At 65.7% G+C, this 26,582-nt stretch carries 23 protein-coding genes; 7 read left to right on the plus strand and 16 right to left on the minus strand.

Annotated features, from left to right (window positions below; genetic code table 11):
* Positions 1-16: 16 nt before the first annotated feature.
* The 4 genes from pstA to mshD all read right to left on the minus strand — a co-directional run bounded on the left by pstA (position 17) and on the right by mshD (position 4,469).
* Positions 17-970, minus strand: coding sequence for a phosphate ABC transporter permease PstA (gene pstA / locus HMPREF2550_RS08110; protein WP_083319858.1), 954 nt, complete (start codon positions 968-970; stop codon positions 17-19).
* A 13-nt stretch (positions 971-983) separates the two neighbouring features.
* Entirely contained in the window at positions 984-2,057 is a 1,074-nt protein-coding gene (gene pstC / locus HMPREF2550_RS08115; protein WP_070764325.1) for a phosphate ABC transporter permease subunit PstC, read from the minus strand.
* Positions 2,058-2,233: 176 nt separating this feature from the next.
* Entirely contained in the window at positions 2,234-3,361 is a 1,128-nt protein-coding gene (gene pstS, locus HMPREF2550_RS08120) for a phosphate ABC transporter substrate-binding protein PstS (RefSeq protein WP_070764323.1), read from the minus strand.
* Positions 3,362-3,593: 232 nt separating this feature from the next.
* On the minus strand, positions 3,594-4,469 hold the full coding sequence (gene mshD / locus HMPREF2550_RS08125; protein ID WP_070790622.1) for a mycothiol synthase: 876 nt from the start codon (positions 4,467-4,469) through the stop codon (positions 3,594-3,596).
* A 22-nt stretch (positions 4,470-4,491) separates the two neighbouring features.
* Here mshD and HMPREF2550_RS08130 point away from each other — a divergent pair, with 22 nt between their 5' ends.
* Both HMPREF2550_RS08130 and HMPREF2550_RS08135 read left to right on the plus strand, forming a co-directional pair.
* Positions 4,492-5,295: an LmeA family phospholipid-binding protein gene (locus HMPREF2550_RS08130; protein ID WP_070790623.1), complete on the plus strand. Its 804-nt coding sequence runs from the start codon at positions 4,492-4,494 to the stop codon at positions 5,293-5,295.
* Positions 5,296-5,352: 57 nt separating this feature from the next.
* Entirely contained in the window at positions 5,353-6,006 is a 654-nt protein-coding gene (locus HMPREF2550_RS08135) for a heme-binding beta-barrel domain-containing protein (RefSeq protein WP_070790624.1), read from the plus strand.
* Here the strand turns inward: HMPREF2550_RS08135 and HMPREF2550_RS08140 are convergent.
* Positions 6,003-6,935, minus strand: a complete 933-nt coding sequence (locus HMPREF2550_RS08140; RefSeq protein WP_070790625.1) for an aminodeoxychorismate lyase — start codon at positions 6,933-6,935, stop codon at positions 6,003-6,005. The genes HMPREF2550_RS08135 and HMPREF2550_RS08140 overlap by 4 nt on opposite strands.
* Before the next feature lie 32 nt (positions 6,936-6,967).
* Here HMPREF2550_RS08140 and HMPREF2550_RS08145 point away from each other — a divergent pair, with 32 nt between their 5' ends.
* Positions 6,968-8,017 carry a CAF17-like 4Fe-4S cluster assembly/insertion protein YgfZ gene (locus HMPREF2550_RS08145; protein WP_070790626.1) on the plus strand — a complete coding sequence of 350 codons (1,050 nt, stop codon included), beginning with the start codon at positions 6,968-6,970 and terminating at the stop codon, positions 8,015-8,017.
* 133 nt (positions 8,018-8,150) lie between these two features.
* Entirely contained in the window at positions 8,151-8,357 is a 207-nt protein-coding gene (locus tag HMPREF2550_RS08150; protein WP_038592313.1) for a DUF3073 domain-containing protein, read from the plus strand.
* A 90-nt stretch (positions 8,358-8,447) separates the two neighbouring features.
* Here the strand turns inward: HMPREF2550_RS08150 and purM are convergent, their stop codons facing one another.
* The 3 genes from purM to HMPREF2550_RS08165 are packed head-to-tail and all read right to left on the minus strand — an operon-like array spanning position 8,448 to position 11,460.
* Positions 8,448-9,521: a phosphoribosylformylglycinamidine cyclo-ligase gene (gene purM, locus HMPREF2550_RS08155; RefSeq protein WP_070790627.1), complete on the minus strand. Its 1,074-nt coding sequence runs from the start codon at positions 9,519-9,521 to the stop codon at positions 8,448-8,450.
* Positions 9,514-11,019, minus strand: a complete 1,506-nt coding sequence (gene purF / locus HMPREF2550_RS08160) for an amidophosphoribosyltransferase (protein WP_070790628.1) — start codon at positions 11,017-11,019, stop codon at positions 9,514-9,516. Before purF ends, purM begins: the two co-directional genes overlap by 8 nt.
* A gap of 39 nt (positions 11,020-11,058) precedes the next feature.
* Positions 11,059-11,460: a sterol carrier family protein gene (locus tag HMPREF2550_RS08165; protein ID WP_070764308.1), complete on the minus strand. Its 402-nt coding sequence runs from the start codon at positions 11,458-11,460 to the stop codon at positions 11,059-11,061.
* A gap of 16 nt (positions 11,461-11,476) precedes the next feature.
* Here HMPREF2550_RS08165 and HMPREF2550_RS08170 point away from each other — a divergent pair, with 16 nt between their 5' ends.
* Positions 11,477-12,481, plus strand: coding sequence for an acyl-CoA thioesterase (locus HMPREF2550_RS08170; protein WP_070764306.1), 1,005 nt, complete (start codon positions 11,477-11,479; stop codon positions 12,479-12,481).
* 369 nt (positions 12,482-12,850) lie between these two features.
* On the opposite strand, the gene HMPREF2550_RS08175 is transcribed toward HMPREF2550_RS08170, so the two are convergent.
* From HMPREF2550_RS08175 to purS, 4 genes are read right to left on the minus strand one after another with little or no spacing between them, the layout of a single operon-like run.
* The gene (locus HMPREF2550_RS08175; protein WP_070790629.1) at positions 12,851-13,381 is read right to left on the minus strand and encodes a glycosyl-4,4'-diaponeurosporenoate acyltransferase CrtO family protein; all 531 of its coding nucleotides are present in this window, start codon (positions 13,379-13,381) and stop codon (positions 12,851-12,853) included.
* A gap of 18 nt (positions 13,382-13,399) precedes the next feature.
* Positions 13,400-15,682 (minus strand): phosphoribosylformylglycinamidine synthase subunit PurL, encoded by a 2,283-nt coding sequence (purL, locus tag HMPREF2550_RS08180; protein WP_070790630.1) that lies wholly within the window; start codon positions 15,680-15,682, stop codon positions 13,400-13,402.
* Between the two features lie 6 nt (positions 15,683-15,688).
* On the minus strand, positions 15,689-16,369 hold the full coding sequence (gene purQ / locus HMPREF2550_RS08185; RefSeq protein ID WP_070764300.1) for a phosphoribosylformylglycinamidine synthase subunit PurQ: 681 nt from the start codon (positions 16,367-16,369) through the stop codon (positions 15,689-15,691).
* Positions 16,366-16,596, minus strand: a complete 231-nt coding sequence (gene purS / locus HMPREF2550_RS08190; protein ID WP_038592356.1) for a phosphoribosylformylglycinamidine synthase subunit PurS — start codon at positions 16,594-16,596, stop codon at positions 16,366-16,368. The genes purQ and purS overlap by 4 nt, the downstream gene beginning before the upstream one ends.
* 195 nt (positions 16,597-16,791) lie before the next feature.
* Here purS and HMPREF2550_RS08195 point away from each other — a divergent pair, with 195 nt between their 5' ends.
* On the plus strand, positions 16,792-20,463 hold the full coding sequence (locus HMPREF2550_RS08195; protein ID WP_070790631.1) for an ExeM/NucH family extracellular endonuclease: 3,672 nt from the start codon (positions 16,792-16,794) through the stop codon (positions 20,461-20,463).
* 192 nt (positions 20,464-20,655) lie between these two features.
* Here the strand turns inward: HMPREF2550_RS08195 and HMPREF2550_RS08200 are convergent, their stop codons facing one another.
* Genes HMPREF2550_RS08200 through HMPREF2550_RS08210 form a run of 3 tightly spaced genes read right to left on the minus strand, consistent with a single transcriptional unit; the run spans position 20,656 to position 24,375 of the window.
* Positions 20,656-21,339, minus strand: coding sequence for a DUF2334 domain-containing protein (locus tag HMPREF2550_RS08200; protein ID WP_070790632.1), 684 nt, complete (start codon positions 21,337-21,339; stop codon positions 20,656-20,658).
* A 5-nt stretch (positions 21,340-21,344) separates the two neighbouring features.
* Positions 21,345-23,453 carry a S9 family peptidase gene (locus tag HMPREF2550_RS08205; protein ID WP_070790633.1) on the minus strand — a complete coding sequence of 703 codons (2,109 nt, stop codon included), beginning with the start codon at positions 23,451-23,453 and terminating at the stop codon, positions 21,345-21,347.
* Between the two features lie 25 nt (positions 23,454-23,478).
* Complete coding sequence (locus HMPREF2550_RS08210) at positions 23,479-24,375, minus strand: phosphoribosylaminoimidazolesuccinocarboxamide synthase (RefSeq protein WP_070790710.1); 897 nt, start codon at positions 24,373-24,375, stop codon at positions 23,479-23,481.
* A gap of 37 nt (positions 24,376-24,412) precedes the next feature.
* Here HMPREF2550_RS08210 and HMPREF2550_RS08215 point away from each other — a divergent pair, with 37 nt between their 5' ends.
* Positions 24,413-25,099 carry a hypothetical protein gene (locus HMPREF2550_RS08215; RefSeq protein WP_141760565.1) on the plus strand — a complete coding sequence of 229 codons (687 nt, stop codon included), beginning with the start codon at positions 24,413-24,415 and terminating at the stop codon, positions 25,097-25,099.
* 3 nt (positions 25,100-25,102) lie between these two features.
* On the opposite strand, the gene purB is transcribed toward HMPREF2550_RS08215, so the two are convergent.
* Entirely contained in the window at positions 25,103-26,533 is a 1,431-nt protein-coding gene (gene purB / locus HMPREF2550_RS08220) for an adenylosuccinate lyase (protein ID WP_083319859.1), read from the minus strand.
* Between the last annotated feature and the right edge of the window lie 49 nt (positions 26,534-26,582).

Consider the following 26,582-nt stretch of genomic DNA (forward strand, 5'->3'; position numbering starts at 1 on the left):
GTGGTGTGGGGCGGTTTTACTTCTTCACGGAGTACTTATTGGCAATCAGGCGGGCCAGCAGGTTCAGCACCACCACGATGACGACCAGCGTCAGCGCTGCGCCCCAGAGGCGGTCAGCGGCAAAGCCGGTGGCACCGGACTTCCACATTTCAAGCATGAACAGCGGCAGCGAGGACTGCGGTTGGCCGAAGAGCCCGAACACGTTCAGCGCCGGGGTGGATCCGACGAGGATCAGGACCGGGGCAGATTCGCCCATCACGCGGGCGATAGCGAGCATGATGCCGGTCACAATGCCGGACAGGGCGGTCGGCAACACGATGCGCGCAATCGTCTTCCACTTGGGCACGCCCAGTGCGTAAGACGCCTCACGCAGGTCCATCGGCACGACGCGCAGCATCTCTTCGGTGTTGCGCACCACGAGCGGGACCATGAGCAGAATGAGCGAGAGCGAGACGGCGAAGCCAGAGCGGTCCATGCCCAGGATGGTGATCCAGAGGGCGTAGATGAACAGCGCGGCGACGATCGAAGGCACACCCGACAGGATGTCCACCATGAAGGTGGTGAGGCGGCCCAACTTGTTGCCGTTGGAGTACTCCACCAGGTAGATGGCGGTAAACACACCGATCGGGATGGAGATAATCGAGGCGATAAACGTCTGCATCAGGGTACCGGCGATCGCGTGAAGCGCACCGCCGCCTTCCTTGGACATGCGCACGCCAACCATGTCGTTGGTCCACCAACCGGCGTCAAACACCGCCGGGGCACCGCGCACGATCACGGTGATGAGCAGCCAAAGAAGCGGAATGAGGGCGAGGATCATGCACAGCCACATCAGCCCGCCCATAAAGGAGTTCAGCGACTTGCGGCCGGGTGCGATGTCGGTGAAGGGCGTCTGCTTTGCGCCCTTGCTTGCCGACGCCGCCTTCCCGGCCCCGCCAGCGCCCGAGGTATTAGAAACTGCAGTAGACATTCGCTTGCCTGCCTTACTTCTTGTTGACGATCGCGCGGGCGATCGAGTTGACAACAAAGGTCAAAATGAACAGGACGAGGCCTGCCGCGATGTAGGCACCGGCGGAGATCGGGTTGTTGAACTCTGCAGATGCGTTCGCGATCGCGGTGGCGAAGGTGGTGCCACCGTCAAACAGCGAACCTCGGAAATCGTTGGCGGGAGCGACCACCATGTACAGCGCCATCGTCTCGCCGAGCGCGCGGCCGAGGCCGAGCATGGAACCGGCGATGAAACCGGAGAGGCCGAACGGGATGACGGTCATGCGGATGACTTCCCAGCGGGTCGCGCCGAGTGCGAGCGCGGACTCGATCTGGCCGGGAGGGGTCTGCACGAAGATCTCGCGGGCGGTTGCGGCGATGATCGGCAGGATCATAATCGCCAGCACGATGCCACCGGTGAGCATGTTGCGGGAGGTCGCGAACGGCGGGGAGTTCTGGTAGGTGGCGAACAGGAAGAAGCCGCCGCCCCAGGAGTTGATCCACTCGTAGAACTTGCCCAGGGCCGGGCCGAGCACCTGCGCGCCCCACAGACCGTAGACAATCGAGGGGACCGCGGCGAGCATGTCCACCAGGGTGCCCAGCGGGCGCACGAGCTTCTTCGGCGCGTAGTTGGACAGGAACAGCGCGATGCCAAGGGCGACCGGCATGGCCATGATCAGCGCGAGCAGCGAGATCATCACCGTGGACAGGAATAGGTTCGGGATACCGAACTGCATCGCGTCCAGGTTCGCGGTCTGCCAGTTGCCAGTGTAGGTGAAGAAGCCGAGGACCCCACCTTCGTTCCTGCTCAGCGGCGGAATCGCCTGGATGACCAGGAACAGGCCGATCGCGATAATGATGACCGTGATCAGTGCCGCCGAGGCGGTGGAGAGAATCTCAAAGACTCGGTCGCCCGGACGCTTCACGCCGGTGCGGGGATTCGCAGTCCCCGGGTTGTTGTCAGTGTTGTGGGACGGGGTGCCCGTCGAAGACGGGGCGGGCGGCTCCGCAGTCGGTGCCGCTTGACCCGCGCGAAGGCCGTCGGCCGGGGTCATATCGTTGTCAGCCATAGTTACTGATCCTTTAAGCGGTTTGGAAAAAGGTGGTGGGGCAAACTGCCGCTACGTGACTTATCAACCTGTTGGTAACGCGGTGCACACCTGGTGTTCACCATGCCCCAACATGGGCATGCCCCCCGCGACGGCTTTCGCCGTGTTGGGGGGCACCAAAGCGGCCGTGAAGCCTGTTACTGGATGGCGTTGACTGCCTCGCGCAGACGATCTGCGTGTGCGCCGGTGACCGGGATGAAGCCCTCGCCGGCCAGCTCCTCGTCCTGGGAGTCCAGGGCGACGTTGAGGAAGTCCTTGACCATGTTGGAGGTCGCCTCGTCGTAACCTGCGGAGCAGACGATCTCGTAGGTGGTCAGCACGAGCGGGTATGCACCCTCTGCGTCGGAGGCGAAGAGTGCCTCTGCGTCGACGGCCATGTTGTGGCCCTCGGTGGTGAACTCCATGGAGTCCAGTGCAGCAGCGACAGCCTCGTCGGTCAGCTCGACCGGGCCGGAGCCGAAGTCGATGTTGGCCTTCTTGTCAGCGAAGCCGGCCTCGACGTAGGTGATAGCGCCCTCGGTCGCAGCGACCTCGGAAGCCACGCCGGAGGAGCCGTTCGCGCCGGTGCCCACCTCGGACGGGAAGGCCTTGCCCTCGCCGGTCCACTTGCCGTCGGACGCAGCAGCGAGGAACTTCTGGAAGTTGTCGGAGGTGCCGGACTCATCCGAGCGGAAGAACGGCTTGATCTCCTGATCCGGCAGCTCAGCGTCCGGGTTGGATTCGGCCAGAGCCGGGTCGTTCCAGTTAGTGATCTTGCCCTGGAAGATGTCAACGATGTTGTCAACGGTGAGGTTCAGCTCGTCGACGCCCTCGAGGTTGTAGGCGATAGCAACCGGGCCGATCACGAACGGCAGGTGCCATGCCTCGTTGCCGCCGCAACGCTCTGCCGCCTTCTCCACCTCGTCGTCCTTCAGCGGGGAGTCAGAGCCAGCGAAAGCGACGGTGTTGCCCAGGAACTGCTTGATGCCGGAGCCGGAACCGGTGGCGTTGTATGCCAGGGTTGCGCCCGGAACTTCCTCAGCGTAGCGGGACGCGAAGTAGTCCATTGCGTTCTGCTGAGAGGTTGCACCCTCGGCGACCAGCTGGCCGGTCTCACCGGTCAGCTCGGAGCCAGTGCCCTCGGCACCGTCGGTGGACTCTGCGGTTGCCTCAGCGGAGGTATCTGCGGAGTCGGTGGACTCAGAGTCGCCGCAAGCAACGAGGGCTGCGGAGGAAACTGCTACGACGCCGAAGACTGCGGCGGTGCGCTTAAAGTTACGGATCACGGGGAATACCTTTCCGGTGCTTAGGTCGTTTACCACTCGAGCATCGGTGCCTTTCATCACGGCCGGCTCACCTGCGCTGAACGCAGGCGCAATCCTTTTCCGATTACTCACGGTTCAACAACCTAAGGCGCGCCGGTTAATAGTCAATGGACCGGGAGGTGAACAATCAGTGAACTTCCCAAACACGCCGCATATTGCCTGTTAGTTTCCGCATAATGCGATGAAGATCACATTACTGCCTCTTGACTCGCGCCGCATAGACCACATGCCGCTCGGCCACCTCAAACCCAAGCTGCTCGTAGCGGCGCACCGCAGGCGCGTTGTCCGCCTCCACGTACAGGATCACCTTCGGCACCCCTACCCGGCGCAGGTGGACCAGCCCCATCTGCACCAGCGCACCGCCCAGGCCCTTGCCGCGGAACGCGGAGGCCAGCCCGACGACGTAAATCTCGCCCTCCCCGCTCGGGTGTACCTTCGTCCACATGAATCCGGCCAGCTCTTCCGCCTTCTCGCCGCCGTAGAGGAAGAGCACGCCCGCCGGGTCGAACCACTCTGTATCCATCGCGCGGTGCAGGCGCGCCGTATCCCAGCCGCCCTGCTCCGGGTGCCAGGAGAAGGCCTCGTTGTTCACGCGCAGCCAATCGCGCTCGACCGCCTCGCGCCCGAACTCATCGCTCGCCTGCTCGAGCGTGAGTTCGCGCATCCCTTCCGGCAGCTCCAGCTCGGTGCCGCTCAGCAACTCGCCGGACAGGGACATCACTAACAGCTCGCGGGTGGATTCCAGGCCAAGCGATGCAGCGAGCGCCTGCGCGGCGGGCAGGTTGCCGTGGGCCCACAGTCCGGCATCGGGACGCTCGTCAAGTACCCGGCGCGCCAGCTCAGTGCCAAGGCCGCGGCGGCGGAAGTCCGGGTGGATGACAAGCTCCGCAGAACCGTCGGGGGCGATGCCGGCCAGCCCCACTACCTCACCCGGGGCGTCGGGGTTTTCGGTGGTGAGGTGGGTGTGGTGCAACGTGGCGTCGACAAGCGCTTGCTCGAAAGCCTCCGAGAAGGGGGCGACGCCGTCGGCTGCGGTGGCTTGAGAAATCAGTGCGCTGTGATCTGTCATGCCCTAAGGCTACGGTAAAAGTATGCATGTGAAGCGAAGCGTGGCCGCGGCCCTCATCGGCGCGGGCCTGGTGGCCTACCTGGCTGATACCGCCCTCGCCATGCGCGCGGAGCACGAGCTGTCGGTCCACGCCGCACAGCTCGGCGACCTGTCCACCGCGCCTGCCGCCTATGTGGGCGGACTGCCGTTTCGCAGCACGATTCCCCGCATCAGTGTTGACGCGCTCGATGTGCCCGTCGCGAGTGTGGGCGTGGGCAATGCGGGCATCGAGCTTATCGACGTCACGCTCGACCATCCCCGCTCCAGCTCCATCACCGAAGACCTCACCGGTGCCACAGCGAGCCTCGTGCGCCGCAGCGTGCGCCTCGACGGCGTGGCCTTTGGCCAGCTGCTCGGCATGACGGATTTGGACATCGCCAGCCCCTACGACATCTCGCCCTCCGGTGGTGGCGCGAGCGAGGCGCGGCTGACCGGGACGCTGCCCGACGCGGAGCAGCCCGTCACCGTGATCGTCACGCTGCGGCTGGAGGGCTCGGAGTTTGTCATGCGGCCCAGCGAACTTCTCGACGTTCCCCCGGAGCTGACTGACCAGGCTGTAGCTGCGTTTAGCCTGCGCCGCGACACCGCGGATCTCCCGCTCGGCGGGCCCGCGGACAAGGTGCAGCTGACCGGCGGGTCGATCGAGTTTTCCCGCGATCGCATCAACACCACCATCGAGGAAGACGACCTCACACCCCTTGCGCACGACGCGGCCGACGGTGCCGCCCATCAGGAGGCGAAGGATTCGCCGCTGGCCTCGGACGCGGACGAGGCGGCCGACAACTAGCAGCCAACTCGCGGGGCGCGTGCGGCGTGTTGCGGCGAGCGACTACCCTTGGGTGGCATGGCTGAGAATGAACAAACTCCCGACAACCAGCAGGCTTCGCTCAGCGGCAACGAGGCCGTGAACCTCGCCGCGGAGCAGTCGAAGAACACCGCGCACCGCAACATCCCGGAGCTGGGTTTTCCAGACTTCCCGCTCCACGAGGACACCGCGAACCTGCGCCAGGGCCCGAGCCTGCACGATGGGCTGCTCGCCCTGCTGCCGCTCGTGGGCGTGTGGACTGGCACCGGCCAGGCCAACGACAATGGCGAGGAGTACGCCTTTGGCCAGCGCTTGGTCGTCTCCCATGACGGCGAGAACTACCTGCGCTTCGAGTCCCGCATCTGGCGTCTCGACGAGAACGGGGAGGCCACCGGCGCGGACCAGCGCGAGGTCGGTTTCTGGCGCATCTCCCTCGACGACGAAATCGAGGTCACGCTGACCAACTCCCGGGGACTGGTCGAGGTGATGTACGGCGAGCCCGTCAACGAGCGCGGCTGGCAGCTGCAGAGCGCGTCCACCCTGGCTACCGAGTCCGGCCCCGAAAAGCACGGCCCGGGCAAGCGCCTCTACGGGCTCATGCCGAACAACAACTTGGGCTGGGTGGATGAGCGTCTCGTCGACGGCGAGATGGTGCCCTACATGTCCGGCGAGCTCAAGCGCATCGCGGGCTAGGCCTCACGCACGGAGGAATCCAGCGCGTCCACGATCAGCTGCTGGATCTCCTCGGCGTTGTCCGGGCGGGCAAGCTTCTTCCCGTCCAGCTTGCGCACGCGCGCGTACATGCGCGTGGAGCTAACCAGCCACACCGACTCGGCCTTGTGCAGCTCGCTGAGGTAGACTTCCTTCTGCTTGCACTTCCACCCTTGCTTTTCCGCGTGCGCGAAGAGTGCGGCCTGGGTGGTGCCGGGCAGGATGCCGGGCCCCGGCTTCGGGGTGCGCAGCCGCCCGCCCTTCTTCACAATCACCACGGTCGAGGTCACGCCCTCAAGCACACGCTCCGTCTCCGGGTCGATGTAGATCACGTCATCGTAGCCCTCGGAGCGCGCCCAGCGCAGCGCCGCCATGGACGCCGCGTAGTTCAGCGTCTTCGCGCCGACCCGCATCCAGGGCACCTCCGCCTCGCCGTCTTTGCCGCGGTTGATGCTGTAGCCGCGCGAGGTGGTCACAGCGCTCACGCCATTCTTGCGCTGGGACAGCACTTCTTCCGACAGCGGCCTGATGGTCAACCAGGCGGTGGGCACGCCGGTGGTTTCCCGGCCGCGGGACATGGTCCAGCTGCACTTCGCGTCCACCTCTTCCGGTGCCACGCCGCGCTCGCGCACAAAATCGGCGATGGCCTCGCGGGTGGCGTTACTCCAGTGCTCCGCGCAGGGCTCCGGCAGGTCGAGCGTGGCGGCGGAGCGGCGGAAACGCTCGATGTGTTTGTCAAGGTTCGCGGGCTCGCCCTTGCGGATGAGGATCGTTTCAAAGATCCCATCGCCGCGGGTCACCGCCGCATCGTCCCAGAAGATGTGGGGCGTGTTGGCGTTCTGCCTGCGGATGGAGCCGCCGAAGGGCTCGATGAGGTAAATGACGGGGGCGGGAGGAAGCAAGGAGACCATACTGTCCCATTATGCCCGTATGATCGGGATCTATGTCGTATTCGTCTGATCTTTTGCAACTGCCCGGTGCCACCCTTATCGAAGGCAACCCGCTCGCCGAGGGCGTGGCCTGGCACTACGGCAACCCGCTCGCCGAGCAGCAGGGCACCCGGCTGATCGACCGCTCGCACCGCCGCGTCATCGCGGTCGCGGGCAAGGATGCGGCGGAGTTCTTGCACAACCTGCTTTCGCAAAAGCTTGTCGACGTCCCGTCGTCCTTTTCCGCCTCAGCCCTCGACCTGGACATCCAGGGCCACATCCTGCACCACGCCGACATCGCGCTTGTCGACGGCACGTTTTACCTCGACGTACCCGCCGCCCAATTCGACTCTTTTGCCGACTACCTGCGCAAGATGGTCTTCTGGTCCGAGGTCACCGTCGAGGAGGCCAACCTAGCAGTGCTGACGATCTTGTCGCCTGACGGCGAGTTCCCGGAAGTGCCGGAAGCGGTTTTTACCCGCCGCGTCGATGCTTTCGTGCCTGCACGCATGGACTTCACTGTGCCCAGGGAGCAGGCGCTCGAGGTCGCGCAGCGCCTGCATGACGACGCCGGAGTGGACTTCGCCGGCCTGATGGCCTTTACCGCCGCGCGCGTGCGCAACGTCGAGCCGGAACTCGGCGTTGACCTGGACGACAAGGCGATCCCCCACGAGGTACCGCGCCTGATCAACCGTGGCGAGCACGTCGGCGGGGTCCATCTGAACAAGGGGTGCTACCGCGGACAGGAGACGGTCGCGCGGGTGGAAAACCTCGGCCGCTCCCCTCGCCTACTCGTCATGCTGCAGCTCGACGGCTCCGCCCCCAACGAGCCGCACCCCGGCGACACCATTACCGCAAACGGCCGCAAGGTCGGCCGCCTCGGCACCGTCGTCCACGACGCAGACTACGGCCCGATCGCACTCGCGCTGGTGAAACGCTCCGCGCTCGAGGCCCCGCTGGACATCGACGGGGTGGCCGCGAGCGTGGATAAAGACTCACTGCCCACCGACGAGGGCGAGAAACTTGGGCGCCTCGCCGTCGAGAAGCTCCGCCGCGGACAATAAGGCCTGTTCGCGGGCCGGGTGAGCATTTTTTTGACACACAGGCTATTATGTCCCCCAGGACAATAACTAATCGAAAGTATGAGGCCGCCTTCTTTGAAAGGCCGCCCTAGAACCACCTCAAGGGGGTCATGCCATGGGCCGCGGACGCGCCAAAGCAAAGCAGACCAAGGTTGCTCGCCAACTCAAGTACAACTCTCCTGAAATGGACCTCGATTCCCTGCAGCGTGAGCTGGCAGGAAAGGCTCCGCGGCGCAGTTGGGACGAGGACGAGTACGAGGTGGATGACCAGTACGCAGACTACGCGGACTGGGACTACGACGACGAAGACGACCGGAACTAAGTCCGCCCGGTCCTCCCGTACCTCTACCGTTTGGGCGTTTGAGCAAGGCACCCGGTTGGCCCGGGTGCCTTTTCTCATGCCCGCCGGGCCCTAGTACTGGGGGTGCTCGCCAACCAGGGTGGCGCGGGTGGTCTCGCCGTCCTCTGCAGCGCGGACCTCGCCCAGCACCCATGCGTCCACGTGGCGGGCGGTCAGGATGGCCAGCGCGCGGTCGCGATCCTCCGGGGCAACAACGGCGACCATGCCGACGCCCATGTTGAAGGTCTTCTCCATCTCCGCGTCCGGCACCTGGCCGACCGTCTTGATGGTGCGGAAGATCTGCCCCGGGGTCCAGGTGGCGCGGCGCATCTCCGCAACCAGGCCTTCGGGGATGATGCGCTCCATGTTGCCCGCCAGGCCACCGCCGGTGACGTGGCAGAAGGTGCGTACCTCGCACTCGGAGGCCAGCTCCAGGCAGTCGCGGGCGTAGATGCGGGTCGGCTCGAGCAGCTCCTCGCCGAGCGTGCGGTCGAATTCCTCGATGTGGCCATCCAGCGGCAGGCCGGCCTTCTCCAGAAGGACGTGGCGTGCCAGCGAGTAGCCGTTCGAGTGCAGACCGGATGAGGCCATGGCGATGATCGTGTCACCCTCGCGCACGCGGTCCGGGCCGAGCAGCTCGTCGGCCTCGACCACGCCGACGGCGGTGGCGGAGACGTCGTAGTCGTCCGGTTCCATTACGCCGGGGTGCTCCGCGGTCTCCCCGCCCAGCAGGGCGCAGCCAGCCTGGACGCAGCCTTCGGCGATGCCGCCGACGATGTCCGCGATCTTCTCCGGGACGACCTTGCCGGTAGCGATGTAGTCCTGCAGAAACAGCGGCTCCGCGCCACAGACCACCAGGTCGTCAACGCACATGGCAACCAGGTCGATGCCGATGGTGTCGTGCTTATCCATCGCCTGGGCGACAGCCAGCTTGGTGCCCACGCCGTCGGAGCCCGCAGCGAGCAGCGGCTCACGGTACTTCCCCAGCGCGAACAGTCCGGCGAAGCCGCCGATGCCGCCCTTGACCTCCGGGCGGGACGCGCGCTTCGCGTGGTCCTTCAGCAGCTCGACGGCGCGGTCACCGGCCTCGATGTCCACACCCGCGGCGGCGTAAGAAACAGCAGGATCGGGGTTCTGGTTAGTCATGGTGGGTGTCACCTTTCTGGATGCGGCGGACAAGGTCGGCGTTCGGGTTGCCGTCGGGAAGGCCGAGCGGGTACTTGCCATCAAAGCAAGCAGCGCAGAGGGTCTCGGCGGGGTGGTTGGAGGCGGCGATCATGTCGTCGATAGGCACGAATGCCAAGGAATCGGCACCGATCATCGTGCGGATGGACTCGGCGACTTCCTCGTCGGTGCCGCCGCGCCCGTGGTTGGCGATGAGCTCGCCCGGGCTCGCAAAGTCAATGCCGTAGAAGCACGGCCACTTCACCGGCGGCGAGGCAATACGCACGTGCACCTCGGCCGCACCGGCTTCGTGGAGCATGCGGATGAGCTTGCGCTGCGTGTTACCGCGGACGATCGAGTCGTCCACCACGATCAGGCGCTTGCCCTCGATGACAGTGCGCACCGGGTTCAGCTTCAGACGCAGTCCCAGCTGGCGCAGCGTATCGGAGGGCTGGATGAAGGTACGGCCCACGTAGGCGTTCTTCATCATCCCCTGCTTGAACGGGATGCCGGACTCCTCGGCGTAGCCGATCGCGGCCGGGGTACCGGACTCCGGCACCGGCATAACCAGGTCGCCGTCCACCGGCTGGACGCGGGCCAGCCTGCGGCCGATCTCCACGCGGCTGGCGTTGACCGTCTGCCCGTCCAGCACGGAATCCGGGCGGGCGACGTAGACGTACTCGAAAACGCAGCGGGCCTCACGCGGCGCTTCGGCGAAACGCTCGGAGCGGATGCCCGTGGCGTCGATGGCGACCAGCTCGCCCGGCTCGATGTCGCGGACAAACGACGCACCCACGATGTCCAGGGCGCACGTCTCGGAAGCGACGACCCAGCCGCGCTCCAGCCGGCCCAGCGACAGCGGGCGCACGCCGTGCGGGTCGCGGGCGGCGTACAAGGTGTCGCCGTCGGTGATCATGAGGCAGAAGGCACCTTCGATGCGCGGGAGGAGGTCCAACGCGGCGTCGAAAAGCGTGCGCTCATCACGGATCTCATCGGCCAGCAGCGCGGACACGACGGCCGTGTCCGAGGAAGAGCCCTGTCCCTGCACCCCGCTGGAGGGGATCAGCTTGCGGGAAATCGCCTCGGCCTGCAGCTCCTGGTAGTTGGTCAAGTTGCCGTTGTGCGCGAGCGCGACGTCGGTGCCGTTTGGCGACGTACGAAACATCGGCTGCACGTTATCCCAAGAATTGCCGCCCGCAGTGGAGTAGCGCGTGTGGCCAATCGCCACATCGCCCTGCAGCGCGTCCAAAACGGACTCGTCAAAGATCTGGCTGACCAGGCCTGTGTCCTTGAACACCACGATATTGTCGTGGTCGCCCACCGCAATGCCCGCGCCCTCCTGGCCGCGGTGCTGGAGGGCGAACAAGCCGAAATAGGACAGTTTGGAGACGTCTTCGCCGGGTGCCCACACGCCGAACACGCCGCACTCATCGCGCGGTGCGTCGTCGAGCTGGGCCCGAGAGTCCCCGCAGTTTTCCATGCTCACGGTATGCACGGCCCCTACTTTAACGGACTCGACCTAGGATCGGGCAATTACCGGCAACCCGCGGGCAATCTCTTCGGCGCGCGAGCCGGACGCCTCGATCGCGCCCGCGGCCACCTCCTGGGCAAAATCGGCTCGGCCCGTGGCCACACGCAGCCAGGTCTCCGGGGCCATCTCCACCACGTTCGGCGGAGTACCGCGAGTATGCGCAGGGCCTTCGACGCACTGCACCGCCACAAACGGGGGCACGCGCAGCTCCACCGTCTTGCCCGGAAGTTCCTCGGCGAGGGTGCGGGCGGTGCGGCGGCAGGCGTCGGCAAGCAGGGCGCGGGCGGGCTGTGGGTCATCGCCGTCGAGCCAGGCGGCGACGGCGTCAACCGCCTCGCGTGTTTTCTGCGGGTCTTGCTTGGAGCTTCTGCCAGATGCCATGCGCCCCATACTAAGATGCCTACTCATGACCAACAAGCCCCTGGTAGAGAAGTCGCCCTCCGTCACGCTGCGGTTCATGGCATCGCCCACCGACGTGCTTCACGCCGGTGCCCAAGGTGTCTCCGGCGGGCGCGTCCTCGAGTGGATCGATAAGGCCGCCTACGCCTGCGCCGCGCAGTGGTCCGCCACCTACTGCGTGACCGCGTACGTGGGTCACATCCACTTCACCCGACCCATCCCCTCCGGGCACATCGTGGAAGTGCGCTCCACCATCGCCATGACCGGGCGTAGCTCCATGCACATTGTCAACGAGGTGCTCTCCGCCGACCCCCGCGAAGGCGTGTTTACCCGCGCCTGCGACTGCCTGGTCATCTTCGTGGCGAAAGACACCAAGACCGGCAAGCCCATGGCCGTGCCCTCCTTCGTGCCGGTGACCGACGAGCAGCGCCGAGTCGAGCGCGCGGCGAAGTCCCGCATCGACCTGCGCAAAGCCATCGAGGCCTCCATGGAGGAGCAGACCTACACCGACGACTCCACCGCACCGCGCCTGGTCCACCGCTTCCTGGCCAAGCCAACGGACGTGAACTGGGGCGGCAACGTGCACGGTGGCACCGCCATGGAATGGATCGACGAGGCCGGCGTGGCCTGCACCATGGAATGGTCCGGCGAGCGCACCGTGGCCGTCTACGCCGGCGGCATCCGCTTCTACAAGCCCATCCACATCGGCGACCTCATCGAGGTGGAAACCCGCATCACGCGTACCGACTCCCGCTCAATCCACGTCTCCACCTTCGTCCGCTCCGGCGACCCCCGCGGCGGCCGCGAGCAGTTGACCAACGCCATCCACGCTACGACCACCTACATCGGCATTGATATCGACGGCAACCCGCTGCCTGCACGCCAGTTTGTGCCGGTTACCGACGAGGACAAGCGACTCTGGGAGCACACCCAAACGCTCAAGGACCTGCGCGCGCAGTACGAGCCGGAACCGCTGGTCGAGCGGCCCGAGGCGGCACAGCGGGTGGACTAGTTCGGTGGTGTGCTGAGGGGGTTGATGGCTGGGGGTTGACGGGGGTTGATGGGGGTTGCGCCGCTGGGTTTTTGCTGCGTAACCCCCTTGTCTAAATGGAGCTAGCTCCGTTTGGGGTTTACGGTCGGACGCGACCTGGGGTTTTGTGGACGGGTCTGGTCTAAATGGAGCTAGCTCCGTTTAGGGTTCACGGTTTCGCGCGACCTCGGGATTTGCGGGCGGGTCTGATCCAAATGGAGCTAGCTCCGTTTGCGTAGCCCCTAGAACGTAGCCTCCAAAGCGTAGCCTTTCGGGTAAAGCGGGTACGTGACTCGTCACAGACAAGGGTCCGACCCGAAAGACTACGTTCTAGGGGCTACGCTTTAGCCGCTACGTTGTACGCCGCCCTCCTGTAGTCGCCTCCCGCAGCAGCGTCAGCACCCGAACCTGCAGCAGCACCGGATAAAGGTGGCCGACCACCCCGACCAGCAGCAACACCGCTGCGGCCACCCACCCGCCGGCCACCGCTGCCCACACCGCGGCAACGATATGGACTACCAACGCCCACGCATGTCCGGCAGCGGCAGCCTGCATGTGCCGCGGATTCCTGCGGTCACCCGCAACGCCAGACTCACCAGCACCAGACCCGCGCATAGCCACAACCTGCCGGTTCCACCCGACCCGGGTGAGAAACGCGTTGAATCGGTCAACGCCCAAACGCCTCGAAACACCGGCGGAAAGCGAAAACCTGCCCCACACCGAGCACGGCAGCAGCCGCTGCAAAGAGTCGCCGACGAAGGGTGCCAGCCCGAACCCCAGCAGCGTCGCAGAAATGACAAAGCCCGCCGCACCGGCACCAGTGGCACCGGCAACGACGGACAGGCCGAAGACAGCGGCGAGCGTCAGCAGTACTGCAACCACGTGACGCCCGCCTGCGCGCTACACCGCTGCGTTGGGCGCGGTAGCGTGGCCGAACAGGCTCGGCAGGGTGGACGCCCAGGCGTCGCGAAGCTGGGCGATCTCCAGCTGCTCGGCGCCGAAGCGCAGGATGCCGTCGGCGTTCGTGCGGCCGATCAGCGCGGCCGGCACGCCAGCGGCACCAGCGCGCTCAACCAGGGCGTCGGCGCGATCGGTGGTCACGACGACCAGGACGCGGGATGCGGACTCGGAGAACAGCGCGGTGAACGCGTCCTCGTGCACGGCCGCGAGGTCCAGGTCAGCGCCCTTGCCGGAGGTCTGCAGCATCTCGAAGACCGCCTGCGACAAGCCGCCCTCGGACAGGTCGTGGGCGGCGGTCACGCCGCCGTTGCCCGCGGCATCGGCGAAGAACTGCGCTAGGCGCTCCTCGTTGGCCAGGTCCACCTTCGGCGGCACGCCGCCAAGGCCTGCGCCGGAGATGTCCTGCCACACGGAGCCGCCGAACTCGTCGAAGGTCTCGCCAAGCAGGACCAGGGAGAACTCCTCATCGGATGCAGGCACGTCGTGCGGGTTCGCCTTCGACACGTCCTCGATGACGCCGAGCACGCCGACGACCGGGGTCGGCAGGATCGGGGTCTCGCCGGTCTGGTTGTAGAAGGACACGTTGCCGCCGGAAACGGGGATGTTCAGCTCCGCGGCACCGTCGGCAAGCCCGTGCACTGCTTCGCGGAACTGCCACATCACGTCCGGGTTCTCAGGCGAGCCGAAGTTGAGGCAGTTGGTCACCGCGACCGGGGTCGCGCCGGTGACCGCGACGTTGCGGTAGGCCTCGGCCAGCGCCAGGCGCGCGCCCGCGTTCGGATCGAGGTAGGTGTAGCGACCGGAGGCGTCGGTAGCGATGGCGACGCCACGGTTCGTCTCCTCGTTGATGCGCAGAACACCCGCGTCCGCGCCGTGCGACTGCACGGTATTGCCGCGCACGTAACGGTCGTACTGCTGCACGATGTAGTCGCGCGAGCACAGCGCAGGCGAGGCGACCATCTTCAGCCAGGCAGCAGACAGCGCCTCTTGCTTATCGACGCCCCCACGTTCCCGAACCCCGTCAATCCAGTCCGGGCGGGCGAATGGGCGCTCGTAGACCGGGCCCTCGTCGATAGACGACGGCGGGGCGTCCAGCACGACCTTGCCGCCGTGGGTGACCACGTAGCGGTCCTTCTCGTCGGTCACCTCGCCGATGACGGCGGCGCCGACGTCCCACTTCGCGCAGATCTCCATGAAGCGATCCACGTTCTCTGGGGTGACCACGGCGCACATGCGCTCCTGGGACTCGGAGGCGAGGATCTCTGCGGCCGACATGTCCTCGGCGCGCAGCGGCACGTTGTCCAGGTTGACGCGCATGCCGCCGTCGCCAGCCGCTGCCAGCTCGGAAGTCGCACACGCCAGGCCGCCGCCGCCGAGGTCCTGGATACCCACGACCACGCCAGCGTGGTAGAGCTCCAGGCAGCACTCGATAAGCACCTTCTCCGCGAACGGGTCGCCGACCTGGACTGCGGGCAGCTTGCGCTCCTCGCCTTCCTCGAAGGTCGCCGAGCCCAGCACGGAGACGCCACCGATGCCGTCAAGGCCCGTGCGGGAGCCGAAGAGCACCACCTTGTTGCCGGTGCCGGAGGCGAAGGCGAGCTTCAGGTCCTCGACCTTCAGCGTGCCCACGCACAGCGCGTTGACCAGCGGGTTGCCCGCGTACGCCGCATCGAAGACGGTCTCGCCGCCGATGTTCGGCAGGCCCAGCGAGTTGCCGTAGCCGCCGATGCCGTGGACCACACCCGGCAGGACACGCTTGGTGTCCTCGGCGTCAGCCGGGCCGAAGCGCAGCTGGTCCATCACGGCAATCGGGCGCGCGCCCATCGCCATGATGTCGCGGACGATGCCGCCCACACCGGTCGCGGCACCCTGGTAGGGCTCCACGAACGACGGGTGGTTGTGGCTTTCCACGCGGAAGGTCACCGCGTCGCCGTCACCAATGTCCACCACACCGGCGTTTTCACCGATGCCGGCGAGGATCTTGGAGGCCATCTCCTCGGTCATGGTCTCGCCAAAGTAGCGCAGGTGCACCTTGGAGGACTTGTACGAGCAGTGCTCGGACCACATCACGGAGTAGACGGTCAGCTCAGCGTCCGTGGGTCGGCGGCCCAGGATGGACTTAATCTTTTCGTATTCTTCGTCGCGCAGCCCCAGCTCCGCATACGGCTGCTCAAGGTCGGGGGTTGCTTGCGCGTTCTCGACGGTGTCGTCGTGCACAGTCATGGTCGTCTACGCTCCGATCTTCGAAATAGCGTCGATGGCGGATTCAAACAGGCCAAGCCCGTCCGTGGACGGGCCGGTGAGCACCTCAACGGCGTGCTCCGGGTGCGGCATGAGACCGACAACGCGACCGGTCTCATTGGTCACACCGGCGATCGCGTTCGCGGAGCCGTTGAAGTTGTCCGTGTAGCGGAAGACCACGCGGCCCTCCTGCTCCAGCTGGTGCACAGTCTCCTTGTCGGCCTGGAAGCGGCCCTCGCCGTGCTTCGCGGGCACAAGGATCTTCTGGCCGGACTCAAAGCGAGAGGTCCACGCGGTGTCCGCGTTGGCGATCTCCAGGTAGGTGTCCACGCAGTGGAAGTTCAGGTGCTGGTTGCGGGTCAGCGCGCCCGGCAGCAGACCAGCCTCGGTGAGGATCTGGAAGCCGTTGCAGATACCGAGGACGGGCATACCCTTCTTCGCGGCCTCCACCACGGCACCCATCATCGGTGCCTGCGCGGCGATCGCGCCGGAGCGCAGGTAATCGCCGTAGGAGAAGCCACCCGGCACGACGACTGCGTCCACGCCGGTCAGATCATCATCGGCGTGCCAGAGCTGCTTCGGCTCGGCACCTGCGAGGCGTACGGCGCGCAACGCGTCGACGTCGTCAAGCGTGCCAGGAAACGTAATTACGCCAATGGTTGCCGTCATCGAATAACCTCAAAATCCTCGATCACAGTGTTTGCCAGCAGGGTCTCGGCCACGCGCTCGAGCTCCTCATCCGTGACGGAGTCATCCACCTCAATCTCGAAGCGCTTGCCCTGGCGGACATCCTCGACCCCGTTCACCCCGATTCGCCCCAACGCGCGCTGGACCGCTTGGCCCTGCGGATCCAAGATTTCAGCCTTCGGCATGACATTTACCACGACACGTGCCATGAGATTCCTTCATTAGTCAGAGGTCAGCAGACGTGGGCAAGTATATCCGACGCCTTAGGGGAACTTGTAGCGGTCCAAAAGGTGAACACTGGCTGAATTTTGTGTTTTCCCTGGCTCCTCGCCGTGCGGAGGCGGGCATCTGACGTTAGCTTGGCTGGGAATGTACCCGCTTTTGCCCTTTTGAAGGATTTGCCCATGCGTTCTGCCCACCGTCTCACCACCGCTTTCGTCATCGCGCTTGCCGCAGGCACCGTCACTGTGCCCACCGCCTACGCGGCTCCCGACGGCTCCAACGTGGTCATCAACGAGGTCTACGGAGGCGGCGGCAACTCCGGCTCCACTATCTCCAACGACTTCGTTGAGCTGTACAACCCCACCGATGCCGACATCGACATCACCGGATGGGTCCTCGTCCAGCAGGCCGCCAACGGCAACTCCGGCAACACGACGAAGCTTTCCGGCTCCGTGCCTGCGGGCGGCTACTTCCTGATCAAGGGTGCCGCGGGCTCCAACAAGGACAACCCGCTCGAGAACGCCGACTTCGAGAGCACCTTCAACTTCGGTGGCAAGGAAGCGAGCGCCGTGCTTCACGACGCCTCCGGTAACCAAGTCGACCTCGTCGGCTGGGGCGGAGCGAAGAACTTTGAGGGCGCGCCTGCCAAGGGCACCTCGAACTCCACCTCCGTCCAGCGCAAGGAGGTCGGCAAAGACACTGATAACAACGCCGCCGATTTCGAGGTGGCCACCCCGACCCCGCAGGGCTCCGGCAATGCTCCGGTGGAACCGGGCGAGCCTTCTGAGCCGAATGACCCGCCGGTACAGCCGCCGGCCCCGGGCGAGGTCACCCCGATCGCCGAGATCCAGGGCACCGGCACGGCCTCCCCTCTCGACGGCCAGACCGTGACCACCGAGGGCGTCGTTACCGCCGTGTTTGACGAGGGCGGCAAGAACGGCTTCTTCCTCCAGACCGCAGGCACCGGCGGCGCGGAGAAGAAGGTCGGCGACGCTTCCGACGCCATCTTCGTCTACATGGGCAGCAACCAGGACTTCCCGCAGCGGGGCGACTCCCTGAAGGTCACCGGCAAGGTCTCCGAGTACTACAACCAGACCCAGCTCACCCTGGCATCGAAGCAGAAGCTGGATGTAGCGCTCGAGGCACCGAAGGCAATCGCGATTGATGAGCTGCCGGCTGGCGACGACGCCCGCGAGCCCTACGAGGGCATGCTGGTCCGCCCCGGCACCCACACCGTGACCGACAACTACTCGCTGAACAACACCGGCGATCTCGGTCTGGTCGCAGGAGACAAGGCGCTCTACAACTTCACCGACATCAACACCCCGAGCAAGAGCGAATTCGCCACCTACGAGGCCGACGCCGCAGCGCGTGCGGTCTACCTGGACGACGGGCGCACCCGCAACTACTTCAAGACCGACAAAACTACGCCGCTGCCCTACCTGGTCACCTCCGACAAGGGTGTCAAGTCCATCCGCACCACCGATCAGGTTGAATTCCAGACCGACGTGGTGGTCGACTACTCCTTCGATAAGTGGCGTTACCAGCCACTGCAGCCGATCACCGGCAAGAACGTCGCAGACGAGCTCCCGATCACCTGGGAAGACTCGCGCGCCACCTCCATCGACGTGCCGAGCCAGGTCAAGGGCGACTACTCCATCGGCTTCTTCAACGTGCTCAACTACTTCTCCTCCCTCGGCAAGGACGAGAAGGGGTGCAAGGCCCACAACGACAAGGAAGGCAACCCCATTACTGCGAACCGTTGCAAGGTTCGCGGCGCGTACACCGCGGATGCATTCGGCAACCAGCAGGCGAAGATCGTCACTGCGATCAACACGCTCGACGTCGACGTGCTCGGCCTGTCTGAGATTGAGAACACTGCCGCTGTCACCGGCGACGTCGCCAAGCGCGACGAAACCCTGCGCAACCTCGTCGACGCCTTGAACAAGGCCGCGGGCAAGGAGCAGTGGGAGCTCGTAGCCTCCCCGACTCAGCTCGGCACCAACGAGGACGTCATCCGCGTTGCCTTCATCTACAAGAAGGACAAGGTCCGCCCGGTTGGCGAGTCCAAGATCTTCGACGACCCCGCCTACACCGGCACCGCCCGCCAACCGCTCGCCCAGGAATTTGCGCCGGTCGAGGGCGAAGGCAACTTCGTCGCCGTGGTCAACCACTTCAAGTCCAAGGGCTCCGTCGCACGAAACGACGGGGACTCCGGCGACGGCCAGGGTAACAACGCGAACGTGCGCAAGACACAGTCGCAGGCCCTTCTCGACCGCCTGAAGAAGGAAGATGCCTGGGCTGACCTGCCGACCTTCATCATCGGCGACCTGAACTCCTACTCCCGCGAGGACGCAATCACGGCGCTGGAGCAGGGCGGCTTCACCCTGGTCCACTCTGAGAAGGACTTCGACCAGGCCTCCTACCAGTTCGGCGGCCGCCTCGGCTCGCTCGACCACGTGCTGGCCAACACCGCCGCGAGCGACCTCGTGCAAGACTCCGCTGTGTGGAACATCAACGGCGACGAGTCCGTCGCCTTCGAGTACTCCCGCCACATGGCCAACGCGCAGAGCTTCCTCGGTGACGGTGCCAATCCGCTCTACGGCTACGGCAACCCGTTCCGCTCCTCCGACCACGACCCGATCAAGGTCGGCTTCAACCTGAAGGCTTCCGAGGAAGAGCCTGGCGAGGAGCCGGGTGATGAGCCGGGTGAGGAGCCCGCAGCAGATCGCAGCATCATCAAGGCTGAAGTTCGTGAAGACGGCCACCTGTGGGTCACCTACTCCGACGATGCAGACAACCCAGTCGACCTGGGCAAGGTCACCGGTGAGGACGGCAAGGACGGTGCTGACGGTAAGGACGGCGAGCAGGGTCCGAAGGGCGATAAGGGCGACAAGGGTGACGCCGGTGCCGATGGCAAGGATGGTGCCGACGGCAAGAACGGTGCAGACGGTAAAGACGGTGAGCAGGGCCCGAAGGGGGACAAGGGCGACAAGGGTGACGCCGGTGCCGACGGCAAGAACGGTGCAGACGGTAAGGACGGCGCTGCTGGCAAGGATGGCAGCGACGGCCGCGGCATCGAATCCGTCTCGATCAACGAAAACGGTGAGCTGATCATCACCTACACCGACGGCAAGTCCGAAAACGCTGGCAAGGTCACCGGGAACGACGGCAAGGACGGTAAAGACGGCGAGCAGGGCCCGAAGGGCGATAAGGGCGAAGCTGGTGCCGGTGGCGCAGACGGCGCCGATGGCAAGGACGGAGAGCGCGGCTCGAAGGGCGACAAGGGAGACAAGGGCGACGCCGGTGCTGATGGCAAGGATGGTGCCGACGGCAAGGACGGAGAGCGCGGCCCGAAGGGCGACAAGGGAGACAAGGGCGACGCCGGTGCTGATGGCAAGGACGGCACTGACGGTGCCGCAGGCGAAACCGGCAAGAACGGCGCTGCTGGTCGCGGCGTCAAGAGCTTCGAGATCGTCGACGGTGTGCTCGTAGTTGCCTACACCGATGGCACGGTGCAGAAGGTTGGCCCGATCGCTGGCAATGACGTGGCTGCAGGAAGCGACGGCGAAGACGGCAAGGACGGCCGCGGCGTAGAGAAGGTTGCAGTAGACGACGAGGGCAACCTGGTCATCACCTTCACCGACGGCACCACCCAGAATGCTGGTCAGGTGCAGCGCCCGGTGCAGGATGGCGGTGACCAGGGGACGTCGACGAACGGTAGCTCCACCTTCGGCACGGTTCTCGGCATCATCGCAGCACTGCTCGCGGCGCTCGGTCTCGGCGGTGCCGCCGCGTACCACTTCATGCCGCAGCAGGTCAACGAACTGCTGAAGCAGGTGGGCCTGCGCTAGCGGGTTCCGCCCATACGAAACGCTGACGACTGTTTTGCCAACAGCGCAAAACAGTCGTCAACGCATTTTTTAGCCGGATTCCGAAAACCTGACCTGCGGTTTTAGCACACCCGGCTCGCTGATGACTGTTTTCCAAAAAACAAAAACAGTCATCAGCGTTCAGCCGACGCGAAACCAGTCAACAACCACGCCCTACAGGAACGCCCGGTAGTCCGCGGGCTCCGCGCCGTTGGCCTGGGCGCACAGGATCGCGGCGGTGAAGTCGCGGCGGACCTTCTTTTTGTGCAGCTCGCGGGCCGAGATAGACAGTCGGATCGTGTTGCCCTTCTCCGCCCCGCGGACGGCGGCGGCGATGATGTTGCGGCGCCACCACTTGGCCGTGCCGTAGCCTTCGCCGACGGAGAGGTTGCGGCAGCGGAGGAAGGGGGTCGCGGGGTCGTCGACAAGCGAGTAGATGCCGCTGGTCGACACGGCGAGCCGGAAGCCGAACTCCGGAAGGACGGCGAGGGTACCCTCCGACATCTGCCAGCGCGGGGGCGCGAACATGTCGAGGTGGAAGCCGAGCGCCTCCATCTGCCGGGTCGCGCCCTTGAGGCGCAGGCGGGCTTCGTGCTCGCCGAGGGTGGCGAACTCGGAGCGGCGCCCCTGTACTGCCTGGTCAAACCCGTTGAGCAGGACGGCGCGGTGCTCCGCCTGTTCGAGCAGCCAGTCGCGAGTGCGCCCGTCCTTGGCCACGTGCCACCGCTTGTCAATGTGCGGCGCGACCAGCAGGGACACCGGGATCCCCTTGCGGTCGAGGCCTTTGACCAGCGGGATGACATCATCCAGGGTGTCATCAAAAATGGAGGAAATAGAGACGAGAAGGCGACCGGACATACGGGTTATTCTCCCACATCCGGGACGGCTTTGCTCTTCACCAGGGTCCACGCGTACTCGAAGGCGGTCTGCTTCCACTTGGCGTAGCGGCCGGATACCCCGCCGTGGCCCGCGGACATCTCGGTCTTGAGCAGGATCTCGCCGGCGGTGGCGTATTCACGCAGCTTGGCCACCCACTTCGCGGGCTCGACGTAGAGCACGCGCGTGTCGTTGAGGCTGGTCACGGCCAAGATGTCCGGGTAGTCCTGAGCCGTGATGTTCTCGTAGGGCGCGTAGGTGGACATGTAGTCGTAAACCTCGGGGTCGTGGTAGGGGTCACCCCACTCCTCCCATTCGCCGACTGTGAGCGGCAGCTCCGGCTTGAGAATCGAGGTCAGCGGGTCCACGAACGGCACGATCGCCTGGATACCCGCGAACTTCTCCGGCGCCATGTTCGCCACCGCGCCCATGAGCAGGCCACCCGCGGAGCCGCCCTCCGCCACGAGGTGCTCGGGGTCGGTGATGCCGAGCTCGATGAGGGTGTCGGCGCAGGCGATGAAGTCGGTAAACGTATTCTTCTTGTGCAGCATTTTGCCCTGGTCGTACCAGCTGCGCCCCATCTCGCCGCCGCCGCGCACGTGCGCGCACGCCCACACCATGCCGCGATCAAGCAGCGACAGGCGCGCGATGGAAAAGCCCGGGTCCATCGAGGCCTCATAAGAGCCGTACCCGTAGAGCAAGGTGGGGGCTACGCCCGGGGCCATTGCTTTGCGACGCACCACCGACACCGGCACCTCTACCCCATCCTCAGCCTTCGCCCAGATCCGCTCCGCGACGTAGTCCTCCGGGTTGTAGCCGCCCTCAACCTCCTGCTCCTTGAGCAGGGTGAACGTTCCATCGGCGACGTGGTAGTCCAGAAGCTGCGACGGCTGCGTATACGAGGTGTAGCCCACCCGGACAACAGGCGCGTCCCACTCCGGGTTGCCCGCCAGGCCCGCGGTGTAGAGCTCCTCGGAAAACTCCAGCTCCTTAAACGGGGCGAAGTCGCCACCAGTCAGCGACGCGACCGCCAGCCGGGAGATCCCGCCGCGTCGGTACGACATGAACATGAAGTCGCGGTAGGTGTCGATGCCCTCGATCCGCATGGTGTCCGAATGCGGCACGATGACCGGCAGGTCGCGCAGGTCAGGCAGCTCGTCGGTGGCGAGCGGGGTGGTGCTCACGGCGAAGCTCGGGCCGCGGCGGTTGTGTGTGATGACCCAGTATTCGTCCTCGCCGAGCTTGGCGTAGTCCGGGTGGTACTCCACGCCTGCGGTGCGCGGCCACAGCACCTCAAAAGGCGCGGTCGGCGCTGCAAGCGGGGTAACCCGGTACTCCGTGGTCAGCGAGGACGAGGCAATGATGTACACAAAGCGCTCCGCGCGGTCGGCACCCACACCGACGCCGAACTTCTCGTCCTCCTCCTCGTAGACCAGCACGTCGTCTGCGGCAGCGGTGCCAACCTTGTGGCGCCAGACCTGGTAGGGACGCCACGCGTCGTCTACGCGGATGTAGAACAGGTAGTCCTCGCCTGCCCAAGTCGCGCCGTAGAAGACGCCCTCGATCACGTCTGGGAGCAGCTCGCCGGTGTCTAAGTCCTTGATGCGCAGGTCAAAGCGCTCATCACCGGTGGTGTCCACCGAGTAGGCCAGCAGCCTGCCGGACGAGGTGACCGAGGATGCGCCGAGGGAGAAGAAGTCGTGGCCTTTGGCGAGCTCGTTGGCGTCGAGAAGCACCTGCTCCCCGGGCATCTGATCGGCGACCTCGGGCGGGGTCCACGGCTCGCCGGTGGCCGGCACGCGGCACGACAGGGCGTAGTCCTTGCCCTCGATCGTGCGGCCGTAGTACCACCAGTCGCCCGCGCGCTGTGGGACGGACATATCCGTCTCTTTGACGCGCGATTTGATCTCGCCGTAAATGGTGTCGGCGAGCCCGCGGAACCCCTGCGTGGCGTGCTCGGTGGCGGCGTTTTCCGCCTCCAAGTACGCAATCGTTTCGGGGCTGTTCTTATCGCGCAGCCACTCGTAATCGTCGACGAACTCGCGGCCGTGGAACGAGCGGGTAATCGGGTGTTTGGGTGCCTTCGGGAATTCCATAGGCACCCAGCCTAGGGCACGATGCTTAGGCGTTCGCGCCCGGCCAGTCCGCAAACTTCTTCCCGCTGAGACGCTCGTAGGCCTCGATGTAGCGGTCGCGCGTGGCCTCCACCACCGAGCCCGGCAGCTCCGGCGGCTGCGTGCCCTCCGCGGGACGCCAGCCCGACTTCGGGCCGGTCAGCCAGTTGCGCACGTACTGCTTGTCAAAGCTCGGCTGGTTCTGGCCCTCCTTGTACGTGTCCGCGGGCCAGTAGCGGGAGGAATCGGGGGTGAGTACCTCGTCGGCAAGCACGAGCTCCCCGTCGGCATCCAGGCCGAACTCGAACTTCGTGTCTGCCAGAATGATGCCCTTCGACTCTGCGTACTCGGCGGCGCGGGTGTAGACCTCAAGGGTGCGCTCACGCAGGCGCTCCGCCAGGTCCTGGCCCACCTTGCCCGCCATGTAGTTGAACGACACGTTCTCGTCGTGGTCGCCCTGCTCCGCCTTCGTCGCCGGGGTGAAAATCGGCTCCGGCAGCTTGGACGCCTCGACCAGACCGTCTGGCAGCTTCACGCCGCAGACCATGCCGTGCTCGTCGTACTCCTTCTTGCCCGAGCCGGTGAGGTAGCCGCGCGCGACGCACTCGAACTGGACCATGTCCAGCTTCTTCACCACCATCGCGCGCCCCAACACCTCCTCGGGGATGCGCGGGTCATCGATCGGGCCCGCGAGGTGATTCGGCACCCCGGCGAGCAGGTCAAAGAAGAACATCGACGTGGCCGTGAGAATTCGGCCCTTGTCCGGGATCGCCGGCTCCAGCGAGAAATCGAACGCGGAGATGCGGTCGCTGGCCACCATCAGCAGCGTGTCCTCATCGACCTGGTAAATCTCGCGGACCTTGCCGCCGGAAAGGTGAGTGTAGTCAGAAAGCTCTGGACGCATGGCACCAAGCATATACCCCACCACTACCATGTTCCGCATGGTCAAACGCCACGCCTCGCGCGCCCTTTCCGCCGCGCTCATCACCAGCCTGTGCGCAGCCCTTGTTGGCTGCTCGCACGAGCCCAGCGAGCAGGCGCCGGCCGCAGCTGAGAAAGTGCGCGAGGAGCGCGTCCTCGCCTTCGGGGAAAGCACCCGCAGGACCACCACGGATCCCGCCACCGGCACGCAAGTCGAGTGGGAAATCGCCGTCGAGGCACCCCAGCGCATCTCTGGCACCGAAGCCGCCAACAACATCCGCTCCCCGGAACCGCAACGCTACAGCGCGTTTTACTGCTACCCCGTCACGCTGACCCCCGTGCGCGTGGGCACCGCCCCCTCGCAGCCAACCGTCCCCGTCCCGGAGCTGACACTCGTCACAGCGCAGGAGTCCGTGGTGCGCGACGCCGACGGCGCACCCGTAACCACGACACGGCGCGCGAACTCCGTGCCGGCAGCGCCCGGCTCCGCGCACCAGCCGAGCGGGGACGCAAAGGTGGCGCTGCGCTCGGCGGCCGAGGCGTACTGCGACATAGGCAGCGGCGCGCCCACCGGCTACACGCCTGACCTGGAGGAAGGGCGCGCCTACACCACCGTGCTCGCCTCCTGGGAGCGCCGCGTGGATCCGGGCGAGCCGGCGACCGGCGTGGCGCTCGAGGACGCCAACGTGCGCTGGGAGGCACGCTAACAGCTACAGGATCTCGCCCGGGCGGTAGTTTGCTGCGTCCGGGTACTTCTGCACCACGGCGTCGATGCGCGCGAGCACCCGGTCCACCTGGGATTCCGCCGCGCCGATGAAGGCATGGCGGTCCGCCAGTGCCTCTTCGAGCTGGGCGAGGTCGAGCGGCAGGCGCTCGTCGTCAGCCAGGCGCTCGATCAGATTCTGCTCGGCGCCGCGCTCGCGCATGTCCAGCGCCATGGCGACCGCGTTTTCCTTGATCACCTCGTGTGCGGTTTCGCGGCCGACCCCGGCGCGCACTGCCGCCATGAGGATGCGAGTGGTGGCAAGGAACGGCAGGTAGCGGTCGAGCTCGCGGTTGATCATCGCCGGGAACGCACCGAACTCATCGAGCACGGTGAGGAAGGTTTCCAGCTGGCCGTCGATGGCGAAGAAGGCGTCCGGCAGCGCGACGCGGCGCACCACGGAGCAGAACACGTCACCCTCGTTCCACTGCTGGCCCGCCAGGTCGGCGACCATGGTGAGGTAGCCGCGCAGGATGACCTGGAAGCCGCCGACGCGCTCGCAGGAGCGCGCGTTCATCTTGTGCGGCATCGCCGAGGAGCCGACCTGCCCCTCCTTGAAGCCCTCGGTGACGACCTCGTTGCCCGCCATGAGACGGATGGTGGTGGCCAGCGAGGAAGGACCCGCGGCAAGCTGCACCAGCGCGGAGATCGCCTCGAAGTCCAGCGAACGCGGGTAGACCTGGCCCACCGAGTCGAAGACGGTGTCAAAGCCGAGGTGGTGCGCGACCTTGGTTTCCAGCTCGGCGAGCTTGGCCTCGTCGCCGTCCATCAGGTCGAGCATATCCTGGGCGGTACCCATCGGGCCCTTGATACCGCGCAGCGGGTAGCCGTCGAGCAGCGACTCGATGCGGGCGACCGCCACCAGGATCTCGTCGGCCGCGGAAGCGAAACGTTTGCCCAGTGTGGTGGCCTGGGCGGCCACGTTGTGGGAGCGCCCAGCCATCACGAGCGACTTATATGCATCGGCGCGGTTGCCTACAGCCTTGAGCAGCGCAACGGACTTATTGCGCACGAGCTCGAGCGCGCGCACGATCTGCAGCTGCTCGACGTTCTCGGTCAGATCGCGGCTGGTCATGCCCTTGTGGATGTGCTCGTGGCCGGCCAGCGCGTTGAACTCCTCGATGCGTGCCTTCACATCGTGGCGGGTCACGCGCTCGCGGGCCGCAATCGAGTCGAGATCGACTTGGTCGATGACGGACTCGTAGGCGTCGATAGCCTCTTGCGGGATCTCCACACCGAGCTCACGCTGCGCGCGCATGACGGCGATCCACAGCTGCCGCTCGAGGATGATCTTATGCTCGGCACTCCACAGCTTCGCCATCTCCGGCGAAGCGTAGCGGTTGGACAGGACATTGGGGTTTGCAGGCTTTTCAGTCACGCGCCCAATTATCGCACATCAGGGGCTATTGCTTCTCGACGCTCACCTC

The organism is Corynebacterium sp. HMSC074A01 (genome assembly GCF_001831515.1).
Taxonomy (GTDB): Bacteria; Actinomycetota; Actinomycetes; order Mycobacteriales; family Mycobacteriaceae; genus Corynebacterium.

Bases quoted from the DNA above. Each gene is read 5' to 3' on its own strand.
- HMPREF2550_RS08165 (WP_070764308.1), bottom strand. From the start codon at position 11,460: ATGGGGCGCATGGCATCTGGCAGAAGCTCCAAGCAAGACCCGCAGAAA.
- purL (WP_070790630.1), bottom strand. From the start codon at position 15,682: ATGACTGTGCACGACGACACCGTCGAGAACGCGCAAGCAACCCCCGAC.
- HMPREF2550_RS08215 (WP_141760565.1), top strand. From the start codon at position 24,413: ATGGTCAAACGCCACGCCTCGCGCGCCCTTTCCGCCGCGCTCATCACC.
- HMPREF2550_RS08145 (WP_070790626.1), top strand. From the start codon at position 6,968: ATGTCGTATTCGTCTGATCTTTTGCAACTGCCCGGTGCCACCCTTATC.
- purM (WP_070790627.1), bottom strand. From the start codon at position 9,521: ATGACTAACCAGAACCCCGATCCTGCTGTTTCTTACGCCGCCGCGGGT.
- HMPREF2550_RS08170 (WP_070764306.1), top strand. From the start codon at position 11,477: ATGACCAACAAGCCCCTGGTAGAGAAGTCGCCCTCCGTCACGCTGCGG.
- HMPREF2550_RS08130 (WP_070790623.1), top strand. From the start codon at position 4,492: ATGCATGTGAAGCGAAGCGTGGCCGCGGCCCTCATCGGCGCGGGCCTG.
- pstA (WP_083319858.1), bottom strand. From the start codon at position 970: ATGTCTACTGCAGTTTCTAATACCTCGGGCGCTGGCGGGGCCGGGAAG.
- purQ (WP_070764300.1), bottom strand. From the start codon at position 16,369: ATGACGGCAACCATTGGCGTAATTACGTTTCCTGGCACGCTTGACGAC.
- HMPREF2550_RS08210 (WP_070790710.1), bottom strand. From the start codon at position 24,375: ATGCGTCCAGAGCTTTCTGACTACACTCACCTTTCCGGCGGCAAGGTC.
- HMPREF2550_RS08205 (WP_070790633.1), bottom strand. From the start codon at position 23,453: ATGGAATTCCCGAAGGCACCCAAACACCCGATTACCCGCTCGTTCCAC.
- HMPREF2550_RS08150 (WP_038592313.1), top strand. From the start codon at position 8,151: ATGGGCCGCGGACGCGCCAAAGCAAAGCAGACCAAGGTTGCTCGCCAA.
- mshD (WP_070790622.1), bottom strand. From the start codon at position 4,469: ATGACAGATCACAGCGCACTGATTTCTCAAGCCACCGCAGCCGACGGC.
- HMPREF2550_RS08140 (WP_070790625.1), bottom strand. From the start codon at position 6,935: ATGGTCTCCTTGCTTCCTCCCGCCCCCGTCATTTACCTCATCGAGCCC.
- HMPREF2550_RS08200 (WP_070790632.1), bottom strand. From the start codon at position 21,339: ATGTCCGGTCGCCTTCTCGTCTCTATTTCCTCCATTTTTGATGACACC.
- purS (WP_038592356.1), bottom strand. From the start codon at position 16,596: ATGGCACGTGTCGTGGTAAATGTCATGCCGAAGGCTGAAATCTTGGAT.
- pstC (WP_070764325.1), bottom strand. From the start codon at position 2,057: ATGGCTGACAACGATATGACCCCGGCCGACGGCCTTCGCGCGGGTCAA.
- HMPREF2550_RS08135 (WP_070790624.1), top strand. From the start codon at position 5,353: ATGGCTGAGAATGAACAAACTCCCGACAACCAGCAGGCTTCGCTCAGC.
- purF (WP_070790628.1), bottom strand. From the start codon at position 11,019: ATGGAAAACTGCGGGGACTCTCGGGCCCAGCTCGACGACGCACCGCGC.
- HMPREF2550_RS08195 (WP_070790631.1), top strand. From the start codon at position 16,792: ATGCGTTCTGCCCACCGTCTCACCACCGCTTTCGTCATCGCGCTTGCC.